The following is a 15,576-nucleotide window of genomic DNA, read 5'->3' as shown; positions in this document are numbered from 1 at the left end:
CGCGGTGGCCGACTGGAACCTGAACTACCGGACCTTCGAGCGCCTCCCCGAGAGCCAGAACGTCCAAGCCGACCTGGACCGCCGCGCTGAGGCCGCCCGCGCCGCAGCCGACGCGGTGTGCCCGCGCAGCGAGGACGGCCGCAACGGTCAGGACGCAGGGCATCTCGCCTCGACCATCCGCGTCGAGCGCCGCGGTTTCGCTCGTCGGGTGCTGTACGGCAACGACACCACCGCCTCCTACGCCGTGATCATCGAGTGGGGTTCCCGCCGCCACATGATCTATCCGCGCAAAGGCAAATACCTGCGGTGGGTCGACCCGGCGACCGGCCGCGTGATCTTCGCGCGGAAGGTCGACCACCCCGGGACGCGCCCTTACCGGGTCATGTCCGGGGCCGCGCTCGAAGCCGCCCGCACCGCCTGACGAAGGAGAAGACCCCGTGCAACTCAAGGTCACTGCCTGGCCCCGGATCCATGGTGAGAAGCGCAACCCGGGCGATGTGGTCGACGTCGACGACGCCGCGCTCGCGAGGATGCTGATCCGCGAGGGGCAGGCCCGCCCGGTCGGAACCCCGGAGCCGCTCGCCGGGGGGCCCGCCGCATCCGAGAGGGCCGCGCAGGTCGATGCGGGGCTCGCCGGCGAGCCCACCGAAGGCGCCCAGCCCGACGGCGAGGGCGACGGGACGGCCGCCGGCAAGACAGCCGGGGACGGCACGCGCCCCAAGCCGGGCCGCGGCGCCTCCCACGACGACTGGATCGCCTACGCGATTGGCCAGGGCATGGACCACGAGGACGCCAAGGCCATGACCCGCGGCCAGCTCGCCGCGCACTACGCCGGGTCCTGACTCAGGCGCGGCGAGGGGAGCCACCGTGCAGGACGAGTTCCCCGACGTCGAACCCGTGATCGTCGCCTACCAGCTCGAGACGGTGCCGTCCGTGCACTCGTGCCTGGAGCTCCCACCGGTCGACGAGTTCAACGCCCGCCTGCCCGTCGCGCAGTACACCCGCATCGGCGGGGCGGCGATCCGCCGCACCTGGGGCAACGGGTACCTGATGGACCGTCCCCGCATCGACGTGGACGTGTACGGCGGGTCCCGCGAGCAGGCCAACCTCGCCGTGAAGGCGCTGCGCGCGGCGCTGCTGGGCATCGCCGGGACCGTCACGGGCGGTGTCGCGTTCAGCGACCCCGAAGAGACCGCGGGCCCTGGGCGACGGCCGGACGCCTCGCAGAACATCACCCGGATCGGGTTCACCGTCTCGCTGACGGTCCGGTTCGTCGGCCCCTGACGGCCACCTCGTAAGACCCGCGAATCCCATGTCCCGCCAGGTCGGCGGGCGTTTCCGCATGCCCGCATGAAGGGGGATTCACCGTGGCCAACACGGACGAGATCACAGTCGGCGGTAAGGGCTACGCCTACTTCGGTGAGGTCGGGGTGACCCCGCCCACCGACATCGCGACGGCCTGGGGCACCGGCTGGGAGGACGCCGGGATCATCCTGGACGACGGCCTCACCGAGGCCCTCGCCGAGGACGAGACGAGCTTCGGCGGCTGGGGCTACAACGGCCCGATCCGCATCCAGCCCAAGTCGCGGACGATCACCTTCAAGCTCACCCTGACGCAGACGACCGCGCGGGCCCTGAGCCTCTACTACTCGGTGCCGATCGCCGACATGACCACCGTCGGGTCCGGCGACGACATCGGTGTCCAGTTCGACGACCCCGAGACCGCCCTCGCGATCTACGTCGCGCTCGGCCTCGACGTCATCGACGAGCAGACCGGCCGCCAGTTCCGCTACGTCGTCCCCCGCGCGAAGGTCTCCGAACGGGACAACATCGAGGACAAGGCCGACAGCCTGCACCAGTACGGCCTCACGATGACCGCGATGGTCCCGACCGTGGGCGGCACCCCCGTGAAGCGGTTCGTGTCGAAGGTTCCGCTTCCCACCTGATGAGCCGGGCGGCCGGGGTCTTCCTTCGCGGGTCTTCGCCCCGGCCGCCCATCAACCCCGCAAGACCCGCGACGCAAGACCCGCGAGGTGACCCATGCCCAAGCCCAACAAGACCCGGTTCAAGCTGTCGGAGATGCGCGAGCAGCGCGCCAAGGCCCTCGGTGGCCGCCACGTCGAGATCGAGGACGACGACGGCAACGTCCTGGTGCAGATCCCGCGGCAGGCGTTCTGGGACGCCGCGACGTACGAGGACGTCGTGCTGTCCGGTGAGGTCACCGGAGACATGGCGACCCTGGAGCGGATCATGCCCGCCGAGGAGTTCGCCAAGCTCAAGGACCTGAACCTGGAGCTCGGTGACATGCGTGACCTCCTCGAAGAGGTCATGAGGGACATCAAGCGCCCGGAATCGCAGGGCTCCTCCACGCGGTAGAGGAGCACCCTTCCAAACTCTGGGCCGACTTCGCGCACTACTTCCCCGGCCGGGACCCGCTGATGGAGTGGCGGGCCGGGGACGCGCCGCTGATCGAGCTGGCCGCCCTGTACGACTGGCTGCCCGAGGAGTCGGCGACCAAGTCCGCGCAGGCCGGCGATGAGAAGGGCCGCCGCTGGTCCGAGCGGGAATGGATGGCGGCGGCGCAGATCACCTACCTGCAGACGGTGATCTCGATCCTGTGGGTCGGGCTCCGGCTCAAGGGCCGGCCGCCCAAGGCGGCGCCGGTGCAGGTGCCCGTCTACGCCCGCCCTGAGCCGACCGCGGAGGAGAAGCACAAGCAGGCCGTGCACGCCGCCCGTGTTGCGGCGCTCCGCAAGTTCAGCCCCTCCTACCAGCCTCCGGCGGACACCCCGCCCGACTGAAACCCGGGGGAGGTGCGGTGGCGGAGCACGACGGCGGATCAGTCAAGATCGATGTCCTGCCCCGGATCGATCCTGCGGCGTGGGGGCAGGAGATCAAACGGCGGCTCGACCCGACCCTCGACAGGGTCGGCCGGTCGTCGGGCCGGGTGCTGGGCCGCGCGATCGCCGAGGGCGCCAAGGCGGGGTTCTCGCCGCGGCGCCTCGAGGAGGCGATGCGGGACGCCACACCGCGGCTGGAGCTCGCCGGGGGGCGTCTCGGCCGCAAGATCGGCGCTGAGATCGCGCGCGCCGCCAAGGCCGAGCTTGAAGCGAAGCTGAAGAACCTGCCGCGCGCCAACGTCAATGTCCGCGTGAAGCTGGACGAGGCGTCGCTGGAACGGGTCCGCCGCCGGCTGGAGAACCTCGGCCCGTTCCACGCCACGATCAACGTGGACGCCGACACCGCGGCCGCGATGGCGCGGCTGCTGGCGCTGCGGGCTGAGGCGGACAGGCTGTTCGGCCGGTCGGTGAACGTGCAGGTCGGCGCGAACACTGCTGGGGCGTCGTCGGCGCTGATGATGCTTGGGATCCAGATGGCCGCGCTGGCGTCCATCCCGCTCGGCGCGACCCTGGCCGCGGGCATCGGCGGGATCGCCGCGGCCGCGACCTCCGCCGGGCTCGGGATCGGCGGGATGCTCGCCGTCGCGGTTCCCGGTGTCCACCGGATCTCCGAGGCGCTGCAGGCGCAGAAGACCGCCGACAACCAGGTCGCCACCTCGACGCGGGGCCGGGCGGTCGCGCTGAACACCGCGGCGATCGCCACCGAGCAGGCGCGGCTGCGGGCCATGCAGATGGCGCAGGCCGAACGGCAGGTCACCCAGGCCCAGGCCGCCGCCCGCCAGGCCCAGACCGATCTCAACCGCGCCCGGCAGGACGGCGCGCGGTCGCTGCAGGACATGCAGAACTCGCTCATCGACGCCGGTCTGTCCCTGCGCGGTGACGAACTCGCAGTCGAGCGGGCACGGCGGGAACTGGAGAAGCTCGGGTCGACACGGCAGGACGACCTCGCCGTCCAGAAGGCCCAGGTCGGCCTCGCGGCCGCGCAGGCCAAGCAGGCCAAGGTCCTCGGCGACTCCCGCTCCACCCAGCTCGACAAGGACCAGGCGCAGCTCGCGGTCGACCTGGCCAAGCAGGCGGTCGCCGCCGCGCAGCAGCAGCGCAAAGACCGCGACCTCGACCGAAAGGAAGCCAAACTCGCCTACGACCAGGCGGTCCAGCAGCTCAAAGAGCAGCGGATCCTGGTCAACCGGCTCCGCGCCGATGAGGCCAAGGCCCGCAAGGCCGGCGTCGAGGGCACCCAGGAGGTCGTCGCCGCGAAGGAGCGGCTGAAGGACGCGCTGCAGCAGGTCGCCGACGCGCAGCGCGCGGTGCGGACCCAGCAGATCCAGGACCGTATCGCCGCGTTGCAGCAGGCCGACGCGCAGCGCCAGTCCGCGCACGCCGCGGACGGCGCGTCCGCCGCGACCGTGCGGCTGGGGCGCGCCATGGACAAGCTCACCCCCGCCGAGAACCGGCTGCTGGACAGTTGGCAGCGGTTCCGGAAGGAGTACCGGGGGTGGGTCAACGACCTGGAGCCCGACGTCCTGCCGGTGCTGTCCGGCGGGCTCGGCCTCATCACGATGCAGCTCGACAAGTTCTCCCCGCTGACCCGGTCGTCGGCGGCGGCGATGCGGATCCTGGAGACGCGGGCCGCGCTCGCGCTGGACGGGCCGTTCTGGTCACGGTTCATCGCCCGGACCAGCATTGAGGCGCCCCGCGCGATCGAGAAGTTCGGGTCGATCACCGGGCACACCCTCACCGGCGTCGGCGGGATCTTCGAGGCGTTCCTGCCGTACACGAACCTGCTGCTCGGCGCGGTCGACGCCCTGACGGTGCGGTTCGAGCGGTGGGGCACCAGCCTCGCCGGGTCCTCCGGGTTCATCCGGTTTATGGGGTACGTGCAGCAGACCGGCCCCGACGTGATCCACACGATCGGGTCGCTGGCCTCGGGTCTGATCGACGTCGGGCAAGCCTTGGCCCCCCTCGCGGCCGTGCAGCTTGCCGTGATCCGGATCCTCGCCGACGGGCTCGCGGCGATGGCGCGGACCGCGCCCGGCCTGATCCAGCTTGCTGCGGCCGCGTTCCTGGTGTCCAAGGCCGTCCGGGTCCTGGGATTCACCTCGTTGATCGCCGGGTTGACCGGCACGGGCGCGGCTGCCGGGGTCGCGTCCGGGGGGCTGCTGCGGCTCGGGGTGATCCTGCGGGCGACCGGCGGCTACATGATGGGCGTGTCCGGGTCGGCCGTGACCACCCGCATCGCGCTCATGGGCCTGGCGCGCCTGGGTGCCGTGGTCGGTGTCGTGGTCGGCATGGGCTACGCGATGAACGCGCTCCAGCACGCCCAGAACGGCACCGTGCAGTCCACCGAGTCGCTGACCCGGTCCATGCAGACCCTCGCCACGACCGGGAAGTTCGGTGGCGCGTTCTTCGACCAGTTCAAGGCCGGGGCGCTTTCGGGGAAGACGAACCTGGAGGAGTTCCGCGCCGCCGCGGAGTCCATCGCGAATCCGTCGTGGAATCAGAGGTGGATCGACCACCCCGCCGCGGAGTTCTTCCACGTCATCTCCTTCGGCGCCTACAACACGCCGCTTTCGGAGGCGGTCAACAAGTTCAAGCAGCTCGACACGACGCTGACGCAGATGGCGCAGAACGGGCAGGCCGACGCGGCCGCGACCTCGTTCTCCCGGATGGCGGCGCAACTGGACCTCAGCAACCTGTCCATCGAGAAGATCAAGTCGCTGTTCCCGCAGTACAGCGCGTTGGTTGGGTCCGGCGCGTTCCAGACGCAGATCTTCACCGAGAAGATCCGCCAGCAGAACCAGGCGCTGCTCACCAACGCCAACCGGTTCATCGCCGACCAGCAAGAAGTCATCGACTTCAACAGCGCGCTCGCCGCCGGGCGGACCGCGCTGGACACCAACGGCCGCGCGTTCTGGGGCAACTCCCAAGCGGCGCTGAACAACCGGCAGACCATCCTCCAGGGCGCCCGCGTCCTGAACAGCTACTCCGACGACCTGGTGACCAACAACCGCGTCACCGACGCGAACGTCAAGAAGCTGAAGGGGCAACGCGAGCAGCTCATCGACCTCGCCACCCGGTTCCTGGGGTCCCGGAAGGCTGCGGAGAAGTACGTCGACCAGCTGGTGAAGATCCCCAAGAAGACCAGCACCGACGTCAGCGTGAACGCCAAGGGCAAGTTCTCCATGAAAGGCCTGGGGAACCTGGCGAAGATCCCAGGCCTTGCCGACCTCCTCGCGCCGAGCCTGCGCAACGCCGGCGGCGGCGTCATCGCAGGTGGTGGCGGGCCCCGCGCCGACGACAAGGTCACCCGCATCAGCGCGGGCGAGATGGTCATCAACGCCCCCGCCACCAGCAGGTATCTGCCGCTGCTGACCGCGATCAACGACGAGGGCAACAAGGGCACGATCTACAAGGGGCAGGGCTACACCACCGGCGGCGGCCCGGTACCGGGCGCTGGCGGTGCGTTCGCCGGCGGCGGCCTCCCCGGACCCCGGCGGGACACGCTGCCTGCGTTCGCCGGCGGCGGGCTGATCGGATCGACCTTCAAGAAGGACTACCACTACCGGGGTGACCCGCCCGCCACCATCAACAAGGCCCGGGAGGGCAACGCGGTCGGGCTGGCGTCGATGCTGGGGTATGCCTCCGGGCACGCCGCGATCGGTGCGGGCATCCTCACCACGCTGCTGTCGGGGGCGTACGGCAGCGGCGCCAAGGCCGTCGCTTTCGCCAAAGCCCAGCTCGGTGAGCCATACGTGTGGGGCGCCACGGGCCCAGACTCCTGGGACTGCTCAGGCCTGACCATGCGGGCGTGGCAGGCGGCCGGGGTGAACATCCCCCGCGTCACCTACGACCAGATCGCCTACGGCTCCGCGACGACCAGGTCCGCGGCGATGCCGGGCGACCTCTATTTCCCGCACCGCGGCCACGTGATGATGGTGACCGGGATGGGCGGTGACCACGCCCTCATCCACGCCCCCCACACCGGCGACGTTGTCCGCTACGCCGGGTGGCGGTCCGGCGGAACCTACCGGCACATCGCAGGCAAGGGCGGGTCGTGGTACGGGGGCGGCACCCCGAAGGCGTTCGCGCAGGCGCAGCTCGGTGACCTCGGCTGGTCCGCGGCGCAGTTCGCCCCTTTGAACCGGCTGTGGGAGCGGGAGTCGGGCTGGCGGTGGAACGCCCGCAACCCCTCGTCGGGCGCGTACGGCATCCCGCAGGCCCTCCCGCCAGGCAAGATGGCCAGCTTCGGGTCCGACTGGCGAACGAATTGGGCCACCCAGATCCGGTGGGGCCTGGACTACATCAAGCACCGCTACGGCAGCCCGGCGGGGGCGTGGGCGCACTCCCAGCGCACCGGCTGGTACGCGCAAGGGACCGACCACGCCCGCCGAGGCCTCGCCTGGGTCGGTGAGCGCGGCCCCGAACTGGTCGACTTCCGCGGCGGGGAAGCGGTGTACCCGCACGAGGACTCCCTGCGCATGGCGCTCTCGGCGGCCGCGGCGCCGCTGGAGCTGTCCGACTCCGCCTCGACCGCGGGCGGCGGCGACGAGTACCACGCGCACTTCGACGGGATCACCGCCGCCGCCCTGTCCCGCGAGGTCCGGACCGCTTTCAAGTCGATGCAGATGGCGCAGGCGCAGAGCCTGCGCATCGGCCGGCGGGGATAGGGGGCCCTGGATGCCGCTTCCCGCAAGAGCAGGAGCCGCCGGGCCCGGGGCGCCGGGCGGTGGCGGGCCGGGGGCCGTACGGGCCCGGCCGCTGCGGGTCCTGTACATCGACCCTGATGGTGAGCAGTGGGACTGGTCGGACCTGGCCGGGCCGGTGCAGGTCACCAATGTCGCTGGGCACGGCTCACCACCGGTGTCGCTGACGACGCTGGGGATGCCGTCCGGGGCGTCGCTGCCGCAGAACTACGTCGGCAGCGGCCGGACCATCCTCGTCGGGATCGTCGCCGGCGCCGACACCCAGACCGAGTTCCTGCGGCTGTCCGACCGGCTCGCGCAGGCGCTGTGGACCGAGCGGCTCGGTGAACCCGCGCCGGGGACGCTGGTGATCCAGCGGCCGGACGGCACGGGCCGCCGCATCAAGGTGATGGTGACCGACGGCCCGGACCTGTCCGACGACGACCGCGACAAGTCCGGCCTCACCTGGACCAGCTTCGTGATCACGTTCAAGTCGCTGGACGCGTGCTGGTCGGACGCCACCCCGACCACCCTCACCTTCCAGGGCGCCGACAGCGGCGCCGGAGTGCCGCCGATGCCGCCCGTCGTGCTGTCGCCGTACGCGGTGCTCGGCGACACCACCGTCAACAACACCGGCAACGCGGCCGCCTACCCCGTCTGGAAGATCTCCGGCCCGGGGACACCGACGCTGGAGAACGTGACGCTAGGCCGGTCCTTCGGCCTGGCGACCGCGCTGTCGGAGGGCGAGACCGTCACCATCGACACCGCCCCCGACGGGTCCGCCTACGCCATCGACCAGGACGGCGAGGACCGATGGACCGACCTGGTGAAGAGCAGCCCGCGGGATCTGTGGGAGCTGGTGAAGGGCCCCAACCACCTGAACCTCGCGCTGTCGGGGTCGTCGTCGGCGTCGCGGATCGAACTGTCCTACGTCCGCCGCTGGCTCCGCGCCTAGGAGGCTCCTGTGGCGGTCACTGTTGAGCCCCTCACCACCAGCTGGACGAAGCTGAAGCCGTTGCCGTGGCTGCGGCTCGACATCAACGCCGTCCGCTACAACGCCGTCGGCGCGTTCTCCCTCACCGTCCCCGCCAACGACACCACCTGGGATCTCGTCGACTTCGACACCGACGGGGTCCTGAAGCCCCGGACGGGGTTCTTCGTCGACTGGAACGGCGTCTACGAGGTGCCGCTCAAGGCCGAGGCCGTCAACCCCTCCAAACAGATCAGCGAGAACGGGGAGATCGTCGAGACGATCGTGTTCTCCGGCGCCGACTACTTCTCGCTCCTGGCCGACCGGATCGTGTACCGCAACGCCGCGACCACCTGGGCCGGCCAGACCATCGGGTCCACCCCGGTGACCGGCAAAGCCGAAACCGTGATCAAGGATCTGGTCAAGGCGAACATCGTCACCGCGGGCGACACCTCGCGCCGTGTCCCCGGCTTCACCGTCGCTCCCGACCTGGCCCGCGGCGGCACCGTCACCTACACCATCTCCATCAAGAACCCCGCCGCCGACCCCGGCACCGACCAGGCCTCCACCGCCGGCGAGTCCCTCATGGACATGATCCGCGCCGTCGCCCGGCAGGCCGACATCGGTGTGTCGATCGCGCTGGTCGGCGGGCAACTGGTGTTCGACTGCTACGAGCCCCGCGACCTCACCGATCGGGTCGTGTTCTCCGAGCGGTACGGGTCACTGCGCTCCTGGTCCATCACGGACGCGACCCCGACCGCGAACGCGATCCTCATGCAGTCCGCCGCGGCGGTCGGGCCGTTCACCGAAACCCACGGCGGTGTGAGCGCCACCGACCCGTGGCGCCGCGTCGAGCGGTACACCGACCAGTCCTCCACGACCGAGGCCGCGCAGATCACCCAGGCGCAGCTCGACGAGGTCGCGCGCGGCGCCGCACAGACCCGCGTGGCGCTCGCCGCAGGCGACATCCCCCGTGTCCGGTTCGGCCGCGACGCCACCGGCATCCAGGGCTACGGCATCGGTGACTTGGTCGCCGCCGACATCCGCGACGGCATCACCTACACCGACACCGTCACCGCCGTGCAGCTCACCGCGGACGCCACCACCGCCCCCTACACCGAGACCGTCACCCCCACGATCGGCGACAACGACGCCGGCTCCGACGCTGCGACCGACGACGCGACCGCGATCGCGCAGCTGTCCGCCCGGGTCCGGCAGCTCGAGCAGCTGCTCCGCTCCCGCGCCTGACCCATCGCCGTGCGGGCGCAGCCCACCACCACCTTGAGAGGGGCCGTCTTGGCGATCGACGCTGCCTTCCCGACGTCGGACTCGACGCTGTCGACGATGGCGCAGTGGGAGAAGTTCTTCACCGGCTTCTCCGCCGACGGGGTGATCCCCGGCGTCCTCAACGAGCTCGCCGCCACCCTGAACACCGGTGCCCGCACTGCGGTCCTGGGCACTGGGGCCGCGCAGATCCGCGGGTTCCACGTCGACAACCCCTCCACGACCGCCACCTCGATCCCGGCGGCCGACGCGCAGAACCGCATCGACCGGCTCGCGTTGCGGCTGGACCGGACCGCGAGCGCGGCCGCGAACTGGATCAAACCCGTGGTGATCAAGGGCACGCCTGCGACGTCCCCGGCGATCCCCGCGCTGTCGCAGACCGGCGGAGGGAACTACGACATCCCGATCGCGCGGTGGACGGCGGCGTCGAACGGTTCCCTGTCGGGCCTGACCGATGAGCGGGTGTTCGCCGCGGCGCCGCCGGTGGAGTTCCGCTCCGGAGCCCGGCCGGCCGCGACGCTGCGGCGGGTCGGGTTCGAACGTGACACCGGCAAGGTCCTGTTCGCCGACGGGTCGGTGTGGCGCACCATCTACCAGCCACCCCTGGACCAGGTCCTCACCATCTCCGGGTCGGGCTGGTCGACCTCCGGTGCGGCGTCCACAGTCGTGCGGCGCCGCGGCGACATGGTGACGTGCCGGTACGGGTCACTGACCCGTACCGGCGGCGCCGTGTCCCCGGACGTGCGCCTCCCTGGGACGATCCCGGCCGACTTCGTCCCCATCGAGGCGGTGTACGCCTACACCGGCGGGTCCGGCGCCGACCTGAGACGCCTCACCATCTACCCGAGCGGTGACAGCCGTGCGGGGCAGATCTGGTTCACCGCCGGGGCCTCCATCCCCAGCAGCGGCGGGACCCTGCTCGGGTTCTCCACGTCGTGGGTGGGGGCGGCCTGATGCGGCACTGGTTCGGACAGTCCTTGAGCGACTGGACGATGGACACCGACGCGCCCACCACCACCGATGACGTCACCACCGCGTCAGTGCTGGCGACCGGGCCCGCCACCATCACGCTCTGGTCGGCAAAAACCGGCGGGACGCAGTACACCGACCTCCTCGACTCCGCCGGCGCCCCCATCACCCAGGTCGTGTCCTCGGCAGGCGTCGGCGGGTTCACCGTCGGCGCCATCCCCGAGTTCCAGGGCCCTGATGGTGTGTTCGCGCTGTGGGCGGACGCCGGTGGAGGCGCCCGCTACAAGATGATCGCGACCGATGTCGGGGACGTCCTCACCGACCTGTCCGCGACCGTCGCGACCCAGCAGGCCACCATCGACCTGCTGTCCAACTCGGTGGGCGCGGTCGTCTACAACACCGACACCTCCTCCTGGCCCGCCCGACCGGACGACAGCCGCGTCTATGTGTGGTTCGGGCCGACGGCTCCGGCGCTCATCCCCCCGGGGGACTACTGGATCAACCCGACGCCGGGAGGCTGAGGGTGAGGTACGCGAAGGTCTACGTCGCCTCCCAGCAGCGGCTCCTCCCGCTCAACGGCGACGCCGGCGTCATCATCCCTGGGTCGCCCGGCTCACCCGGTGATGGCAGTCCTGGGACCGGAGGCCCTGGGGATGGCGGTCCGGTGGTGGGGAACCGTAACGCGATCTTGTGGGGGACCTGCCCGCAGTCGCTGTCGGGGTCGGACTTCGGGGCGAAGGACACCGCGTACGGTCCGCTGACGATCCGGCGCAGCTACCAGCCCGCCGCCGCCGGGATGCCCGCGTCGTGGGCGGCGTGCAACGGCGGGGTGGACGTGGGGCTGCGCGCCAGCTGCTGGTCGGGGAAGCCGGACATCAACGCCATGGCGGCCGGGAGCCTGGACGCGCAGACGCTGACGTTCTTGCGCAGCATCCCCAAGAGCCACGTGGCGTTCGTCAGTGTGTGGCATGAGGGCGACGGCAAGATCCGTGACGGGGCGTTCTCGCTGAACACCTACAAGGCGGCGCTCCGCCGGTTCTGCCAGCTCGTCAGGCAGGTCCAGTCCGAGGGCTGGAGCCATCTCTACACGATCCAGATCCTCACCACCTGGTCCGGGACGAACCCGAAGGCAGGCACCACGTATGCCGACACCTGGCCCGGTGATGGCCTCGTGGATTGCTTCGGCGTGGACGGTTACAGCCACGTCGGCAGTGGCGCGTCGCTGTGGGGTCCGGCCGTGGACTTCGCCCGCTCGAAGGGGATCGCGTGGGCCGTTCCGGAGATCGGCTACGGCAACACCGGCCCGCAGGACGTCAGCTGGCTTAACGCGCAGGTCGCGTACCTGACCACCACGGCGGGCGGCGGTAGCCACACCCGGTGCGCGTTCGCGTGCTGGTTCGACACGGCTGGCCCCATCTCGAATCCGACGCCGGGGAACGTGTCGGCGTGGATCTCGGCGGCGAAGGCCGCGAGCGCGGCGCACTACAGCGACTACACCAAGTTCGTGCTCTGAGTCGCTTCACGACAGCGGTCAGACAGCACGCTCTCCATCCGCGAGACCTCAGCCGCTTCGTCGGCGGCTTCTCGTGCTCTGGCCCTGGCAGCCAGAACGTCGTGCCAGGGATGGTTGTCGGCTACCAGATACCACTCCCACCCGGACGGCAAGACGAGTCGCCAGTACACGTCGCACTCCGGACAGCGGCACCACTCGTCGCCGGGTTCGGATGCGCCTGGGGTCTGGGACTGAGGCGTCCCGTGAATTCGCCGGAGCGGCGCCTGACAGGCAGGGCAGCGCATAGCGCCCAGGTCCCGCATCACTGCCCCGCTTGACCGCCGCCATCGCTCTTCGAACAGCCGCAACTGCTCCCCGAGTACCTCGCGCCGTGCGCGCTGCAGGAACTCCTCGGTCCCGTCCATGGCGCCATTGTCGCGCGCCGCCCTGCCTGAAAGGGGTCGTCTTGGCCATCGCGTTCCGGGCCAGCGCTGAGGCGCACCTGACCACCGGGTCCCTCGGCATCACCATCCCCTCCGGGGTCCAGGCCGGTGACTGCCTGCTGCTCATCGGCGGCCTCAACGACGCCGGGGTCTCGGGCAACGACTGGCCCACCCCGGCCGGGTGGACCGCGATCGACACACGCCGCGTCCCCTCGAACCTCTTCGCCGCGGCGTACTACCGCGTCGCGCAGTCCGGCGACCCAGGCGCCACCGTCACCCTCATCACCCCCGGCACCGGCAAGTCCTGCGCGATCATCGCCGCGTACAGCGGGACGGACCCCGTCAGCCCCATCAACGTCGCCGCCGCGGCGTCCGAGACGATCGCGACCGCGTCACACACCACACCGACCGCGACCACCACCGTCGACAACGCCCGCATCATCATCGCCGCCGTCCAGTCCGACTCCGCCACACAGAGCTGGGGCACGGTGAGTGGCTACACCAAGCGGCAAGACAGCCTCGACAACACCAACCTGTCCGGGCACGTGACCGCGACCGTGCAGGACAAGGCGGCGGCCACCCTCGGCTCCTACGGCGGAGAGTCCCTCGTCGCCGGCGCCGCGTCCGGCAAGGCAGCGATGTTCACCATCGGCCTCACGCCGATCTCGACCACGCAGGTGTCCCGCCCCGTCAGCGACATCGACTCGGACGGCGCGGTGGGCGTCCCTGCACCGGGCGGCGGCTCCGGGCCGTACGCCAACCTCGCAGCCAACGTTGACACCAGCTACGTCCAACTCGCAGACGGCGGGTTCATCCAGGTCGGCATGGCCGCGCTGATCGACCCGAACTCGGGGTCCGGTCACACGGTCGAGTTCCGAGGCTGCTATGCCGCAGGCGCGTCGGCCGGGAACGTCATCGTCACCCTGAAGCAGGGCCCCACGACGATCGCCACGTGGACGCAGGCCGTGACCGGCTCGTTCGCGACCTACACCCACACCCTCAGCAGCGGCGAGGCGAACGCGATCAGCGACTACTCGGCGCTGCGGCTCACCTTCGCCGCGGACCTGAGCTGACGGGGCGCGGACATGGCGCACCTGGGTGTCCTGGGCACCAAGACGCAGTCCTCGGCAGCCTCGAGCGTCGCGATCACGCTGACGGCCGGCGCCGCTGTCGGGTCGACCGTTCTGGTCGGCATCATCTGGGAGGCTGGCGGTGGGACCGGCGTGGCGACCATCTCCGCAGTCGCCGACTCGCGCAGTAACACCTGGAGCACGACACCAGATGTGACGGCCGGCGGTACCTCCAACTCAACGGTCGCCGGTGCGGTGTTGCGTGCGAGACTCACGACGGCCTTGCAGGTTGGCGACACCATCACGGTCACGGTGTCCGGCGGCACCCGCTCACGGTGGTGCCTGCAAGCCGACGCGTTCGATGACGTCGACACCTCGCCGCTGGACCAGACCCAGACGACCGGGAACACCGCACCGTCCGGGACCTCGCTGTCGACGGGGTCGACCGCCACCACCGCGCAGGCGCACGAACTCGTCTACGCCATCTACGGGTTCGGCAGCGGCCGGACCGTGACGATCCCGGCCGGGTGGACGGGCGGCGCGAAGGTCGAGACCTCCGCGGGCTCCAGCGACCGCGCGCTCCAGGTCGCCTGGCAGTACGTCAACGCGACCGGCGCGCAGCAGGGGACCCTCACCCTGTCGTCCTCCAGCACGTACACCGCGGCCGTCGCGACCTACAAGTACACGCCAGCAGATCCACCCGAGCTGCGGATCTCCCAGGTCAAACTCCTCGCCCCGAACCCCGGCGACGCGCCCCTGCTGCACATCGCCCAGGTGAAGCTCACGGTCCCGCAGGCGGTCATCGGCGAGGTCCGCATCTCCCAGGTGAAGCTGAAGGCCCCCGCCAAGAGCGGCCAGCCCCCGTACTCGGGGATCAAGGCCGCGCGCGACGGCAACGTCTGGGACGCCACGATCCAAACCCCGGAGGCAACTTGACCGCGGCCCTGGCGCAGATCCCATGGCAGACCCTCGTCGCCGGCGGAGTGGTCCTTCTCCTGCTCGGCGCTGTGGGTCTGGTCGTCCGCGCGATCGTCAGAGGCGACCTGGTGCCGCGCAGCGTTCTGGAACGCGAAGAGCGCCGGGCCGACAAGTGGGAGGCCTCGTGCCACAAGTCCGAAGAACGCATCGACGCGTTCGAAGGACGCCTCGACTCGCTTACCGAGGCCGCGGAACTCCACACGCAGCTGCTGTCGTCGCTGATCGAGAGGGCTCGCCGATGAGGTGGCCGTGGAAGCACGAGCATCCGGACGATGGCGAGCAGGCCCGCGCCGATGAGGCGTTGGAGCGTGCGTCAGAGCGGCTCGCTGAGAGTCGTCGCCGAGATGAGGCCGGTCACCGCCTCGCCGAACGGATCCGCGCCATGCGCGAACGTAACCACCTCGCTGAGGCCATCGAGCGCGCGTTGAAGGAGGGGCGTTGATCCATGAAGTGCACCTGGCCGGGACCATCGCGCTGTGGCTGGCGCTGGCCAGCGCGGTTGCGTTCTGCGGCCTGTACCACCTGACCGCGCCGTGGTGGCGGTCCGGCGAGGGCCGGCACCTGATGTCGTTCACCGGCGGTCTCGCGCTCATTCTGTCCTGGCTGGCCTACCGGTCGATCTTCGCGGCGCCGCCGCCCACCGCCGGTGACGAGGTCGGCCGCACGGCGGTCTACAGCGTGGTCGCTGTCCTGATGGTGTGGCGCGTCGGGCTGCTGTGGCGCCGCCAGATCAGGCCCGCGTTCCGCCGCGACGAGGCGAGGAAGCGCTGATGCCGCTTCCTGCAAGG

General features: G+C 70.7%; 15 protein-coding genes and 2 pseudogenes. All 17 read left to right on the top strand.

Going from position 1 to position 15,576, the window contains the following annotated elements; all coding sequences use genetic code 11:
- The first annotated feature begins 4 nt into the window (after positions 1-4).
- The 17 genes and pseudogenes from FKD65_RS03565 (at position 5) to FKD65_RS03490 (ending at position 15,559) form a co-directional block, all read left to right on the top strand.
- Positions 5-421: a hypothetical protein gene (locus FKD65_RS03565; protein WP_141576123.1), complete on the top strand. Its 417-nt coding sequence runs from the start codon at positions 5-7 to the stop codon at positions 419-421.
- Positions 422-437: 16 nt separating this feature from the next.
- Positions 438-842 (top strand): hypothetical protein, encoded by a 405-nt coding sequence (locus tag FKD65_RS03560; RefSeq protein WP_141576122.1) that lies wholly within the window; start codon positions 438-440, stop codon positions 840-842.
- 25 nt (positions 843-867) lie between these two features.
- Positions 868-1,284: a hypothetical protein gene (locus tag FKD65_RS03555; RefSeq protein ID WP_141576121.1), complete on the top strand. Its 417-nt coding sequence runs from the start codon at positions 868-870 to the stop codon at positions 1,282-1,284.
- Positions 1,285-1,367: 83 nt separating this feature from the next.
- Positions 1,368-1,946 carry a phage tail protein gene (locus tag FKD65_RS03550; protein ID WP_141576120.1) on the top strand — a complete coding sequence of 193 codons (579 nt, stop codon included), beginning with the start codon at positions 1,368-1,370 and terminating at the stop codon, positions 1,944-1,946.
- A 94-nt stretch (positions 1,947-2,040) separates the two neighbouring features.
- Positions 2,041-2,376 carry a hypothetical protein gene (locus FKD65_RS03545; protein WP_141576119.1) on the top strand — a complete coding sequence of 112 codons (336 nt, stop codon included), beginning with the start codon at positions 2,041-2,043 and terminating at the stop codon, positions 2,374-2,376.
- A 62-nt stretch (positions 2,377-2,438) separates the two neighbouring features.
- Positions 2,439-2,801 carry a hypothetical protein gene (locus FKD65_RS03540; protein WP_141576118.1) on the top strand — a complete coding sequence of 121 codons (363 nt, stop codon included), beginning with the start codon at positions 2,439-2,441 and terminating at the stop codon, positions 2,799-2,801.
- 212 nt (positions 2,802-3,013) lie between these two features.
- Positions 3,014-6,910, top strand: a pseudogene (locus tag FKD65_RS46535) (NlpC/P60 family protein); the annotation flags it as partial.
- Positions 6,911-6,967: 57 nt separating this feature from the next.
- Positions 6,968-7,264: pseudogene (locus FKD65_RS45335) on the top strand (lytic transglycosylase domain-containing protein); the annotation flags it as partial.
- A 313-nt stretch (positions 7,265-7,577) separates the two neighbouring features.
- Positions 7,578-8,537, top strand: coding sequence for a phage tail domain-containing protein (locus FKD65_RS03530; protein WP_141576116.1), 960 nt, complete (start codon positions 7,578-7,580; stop codon positions 8,535-8,537).
- 9 nt (positions 8,538-8,546) lie between these two features.
- Entirely contained in the window at positions 8,547-9,800 is a 1,254-nt protein-coding gene (locus FKD65_RS03525) for a hypothetical protein (RefSeq protein WP_141576115.1), read from the top strand.
- 48 nt (positions 9,801-9,848) lie between these two features.
- Complete coding sequence (locus FKD65_RS03520; RefSeq protein WP_141576114.1) at positions 9,849-10,790, top strand: hypothetical protein; 942 nt, start codon at positions 9,849-9,851, stop codon at positions 10,788-10,790.
- 23 nt (positions 10,791-10,813) lie between these two features.
- Positions 10,814-11,326: a hypothetical protein gene (locus tag FKD65_RS03515; RefSeq protein ID WP_141576113.1), complete on the top strand. Its 513-nt coding sequence runs from the start codon at positions 10,814-10,816 to the stop codon at positions 11,324-11,326.
- A gap of 146 nt (positions 11,327-11,472) precedes the next feature.
- Positions 11,473-12,318 carry a hypothetical protein gene (locus FKD65_RS03510; RefSeq protein WP_141576112.1) on the top strand — a complete coding sequence of 282 codons (846 nt, stop codon included), beginning with the start codon at positions 11,473-11,475 and terminating at the stop codon, positions 12,316-12,318.
- Between the two features lie 445 nt (positions 12,319-12,763).
- Positions 12,764-13,813, top strand: a complete 1,050-nt coding sequence (locus FKD65_RS03505; RefSeq protein WP_141576111.1) for a hypothetical protein — start codon at positions 12,764-12,766, stop codon at positions 13,811-13,813.
- A gap of 279 nt (positions 13,814-14,092) precedes the next feature.
- Positions 14,093-14,746 (top strand): hypothetical protein, encoded by a 654-nt coding sequence (locus FKD65_RS03500; RefSeq protein ID WP_141576110.1) that lies wholly within the window; start codon positions 14,093-14,095, stop codon positions 14,744-14,746.
- Positions 14,743-15,030 carry a hypothetical protein gene (locus tag FKD65_RS03495; protein ID WP_141576109.1) on the top strand — a complete coding sequence of 96 codons (288 nt, stop codon included), beginning with the start codon at positions 14,743-14,745 and terminating at the stop codon, positions 15,028-15,030. The genes FKD65_RS03500 and FKD65_RS03495 overlap by 4 nt, the downstream gene beginning before the upstream one ends.
- A gap of 196 nt (positions 15,031-15,226) precedes the next feature.
- Positions 15,227-15,559 carry a hypothetical protein gene (locus tag FKD65_RS03490; protein WP_141576108.1) on the top strand — a complete coding sequence of 111 codons (333 nt, stop codon included), beginning with the start codon at positions 15,227-15,229 and terminating at the stop codon, positions 15,557-15,559.
- Positions 15,560-15,576: the final 17 nt, after the last annotated feature.

Source organism: Actinomadura sp. WMMA1423, from assembly GCF_006547145.1.
In the GTDB taxonomy this organism is placed as follows: domain Bacteria; phylum Actinomycetota; class Actinomycetes; order Streptosporangiales; family Streptosporangiaceae; genus Spirillospora.
This window is presented reverse-complemented; position numbering and strand designations above follow the sequence as displayed.

Bases quoted from the DNA above. Each gene is read 5' to 3' on its own strand.
- FKD65_RS03545 (WP_141576119.1), top strand. From the start codon at position 2,041: ATGCCCAAGCCCAACAAGACCCGGTTCAAGCTGTCGGAGATGCGCGAG.
- FKD65_RS03540 (WP_141576118.1), top strand. From the start codon at position 2,439: ATGGAGTGGCGGGCCGGGGACGCGCCGCTGATCGAGCTGGCCGCCCTG.
- FKD65_RS03530 (WP_141576116.1), top strand. From the start codon at position 7,578: ATGCCGCTTCCCGCAAGAGCAGGAGCCGCCGGGCCCGGGGCGCCGGGC.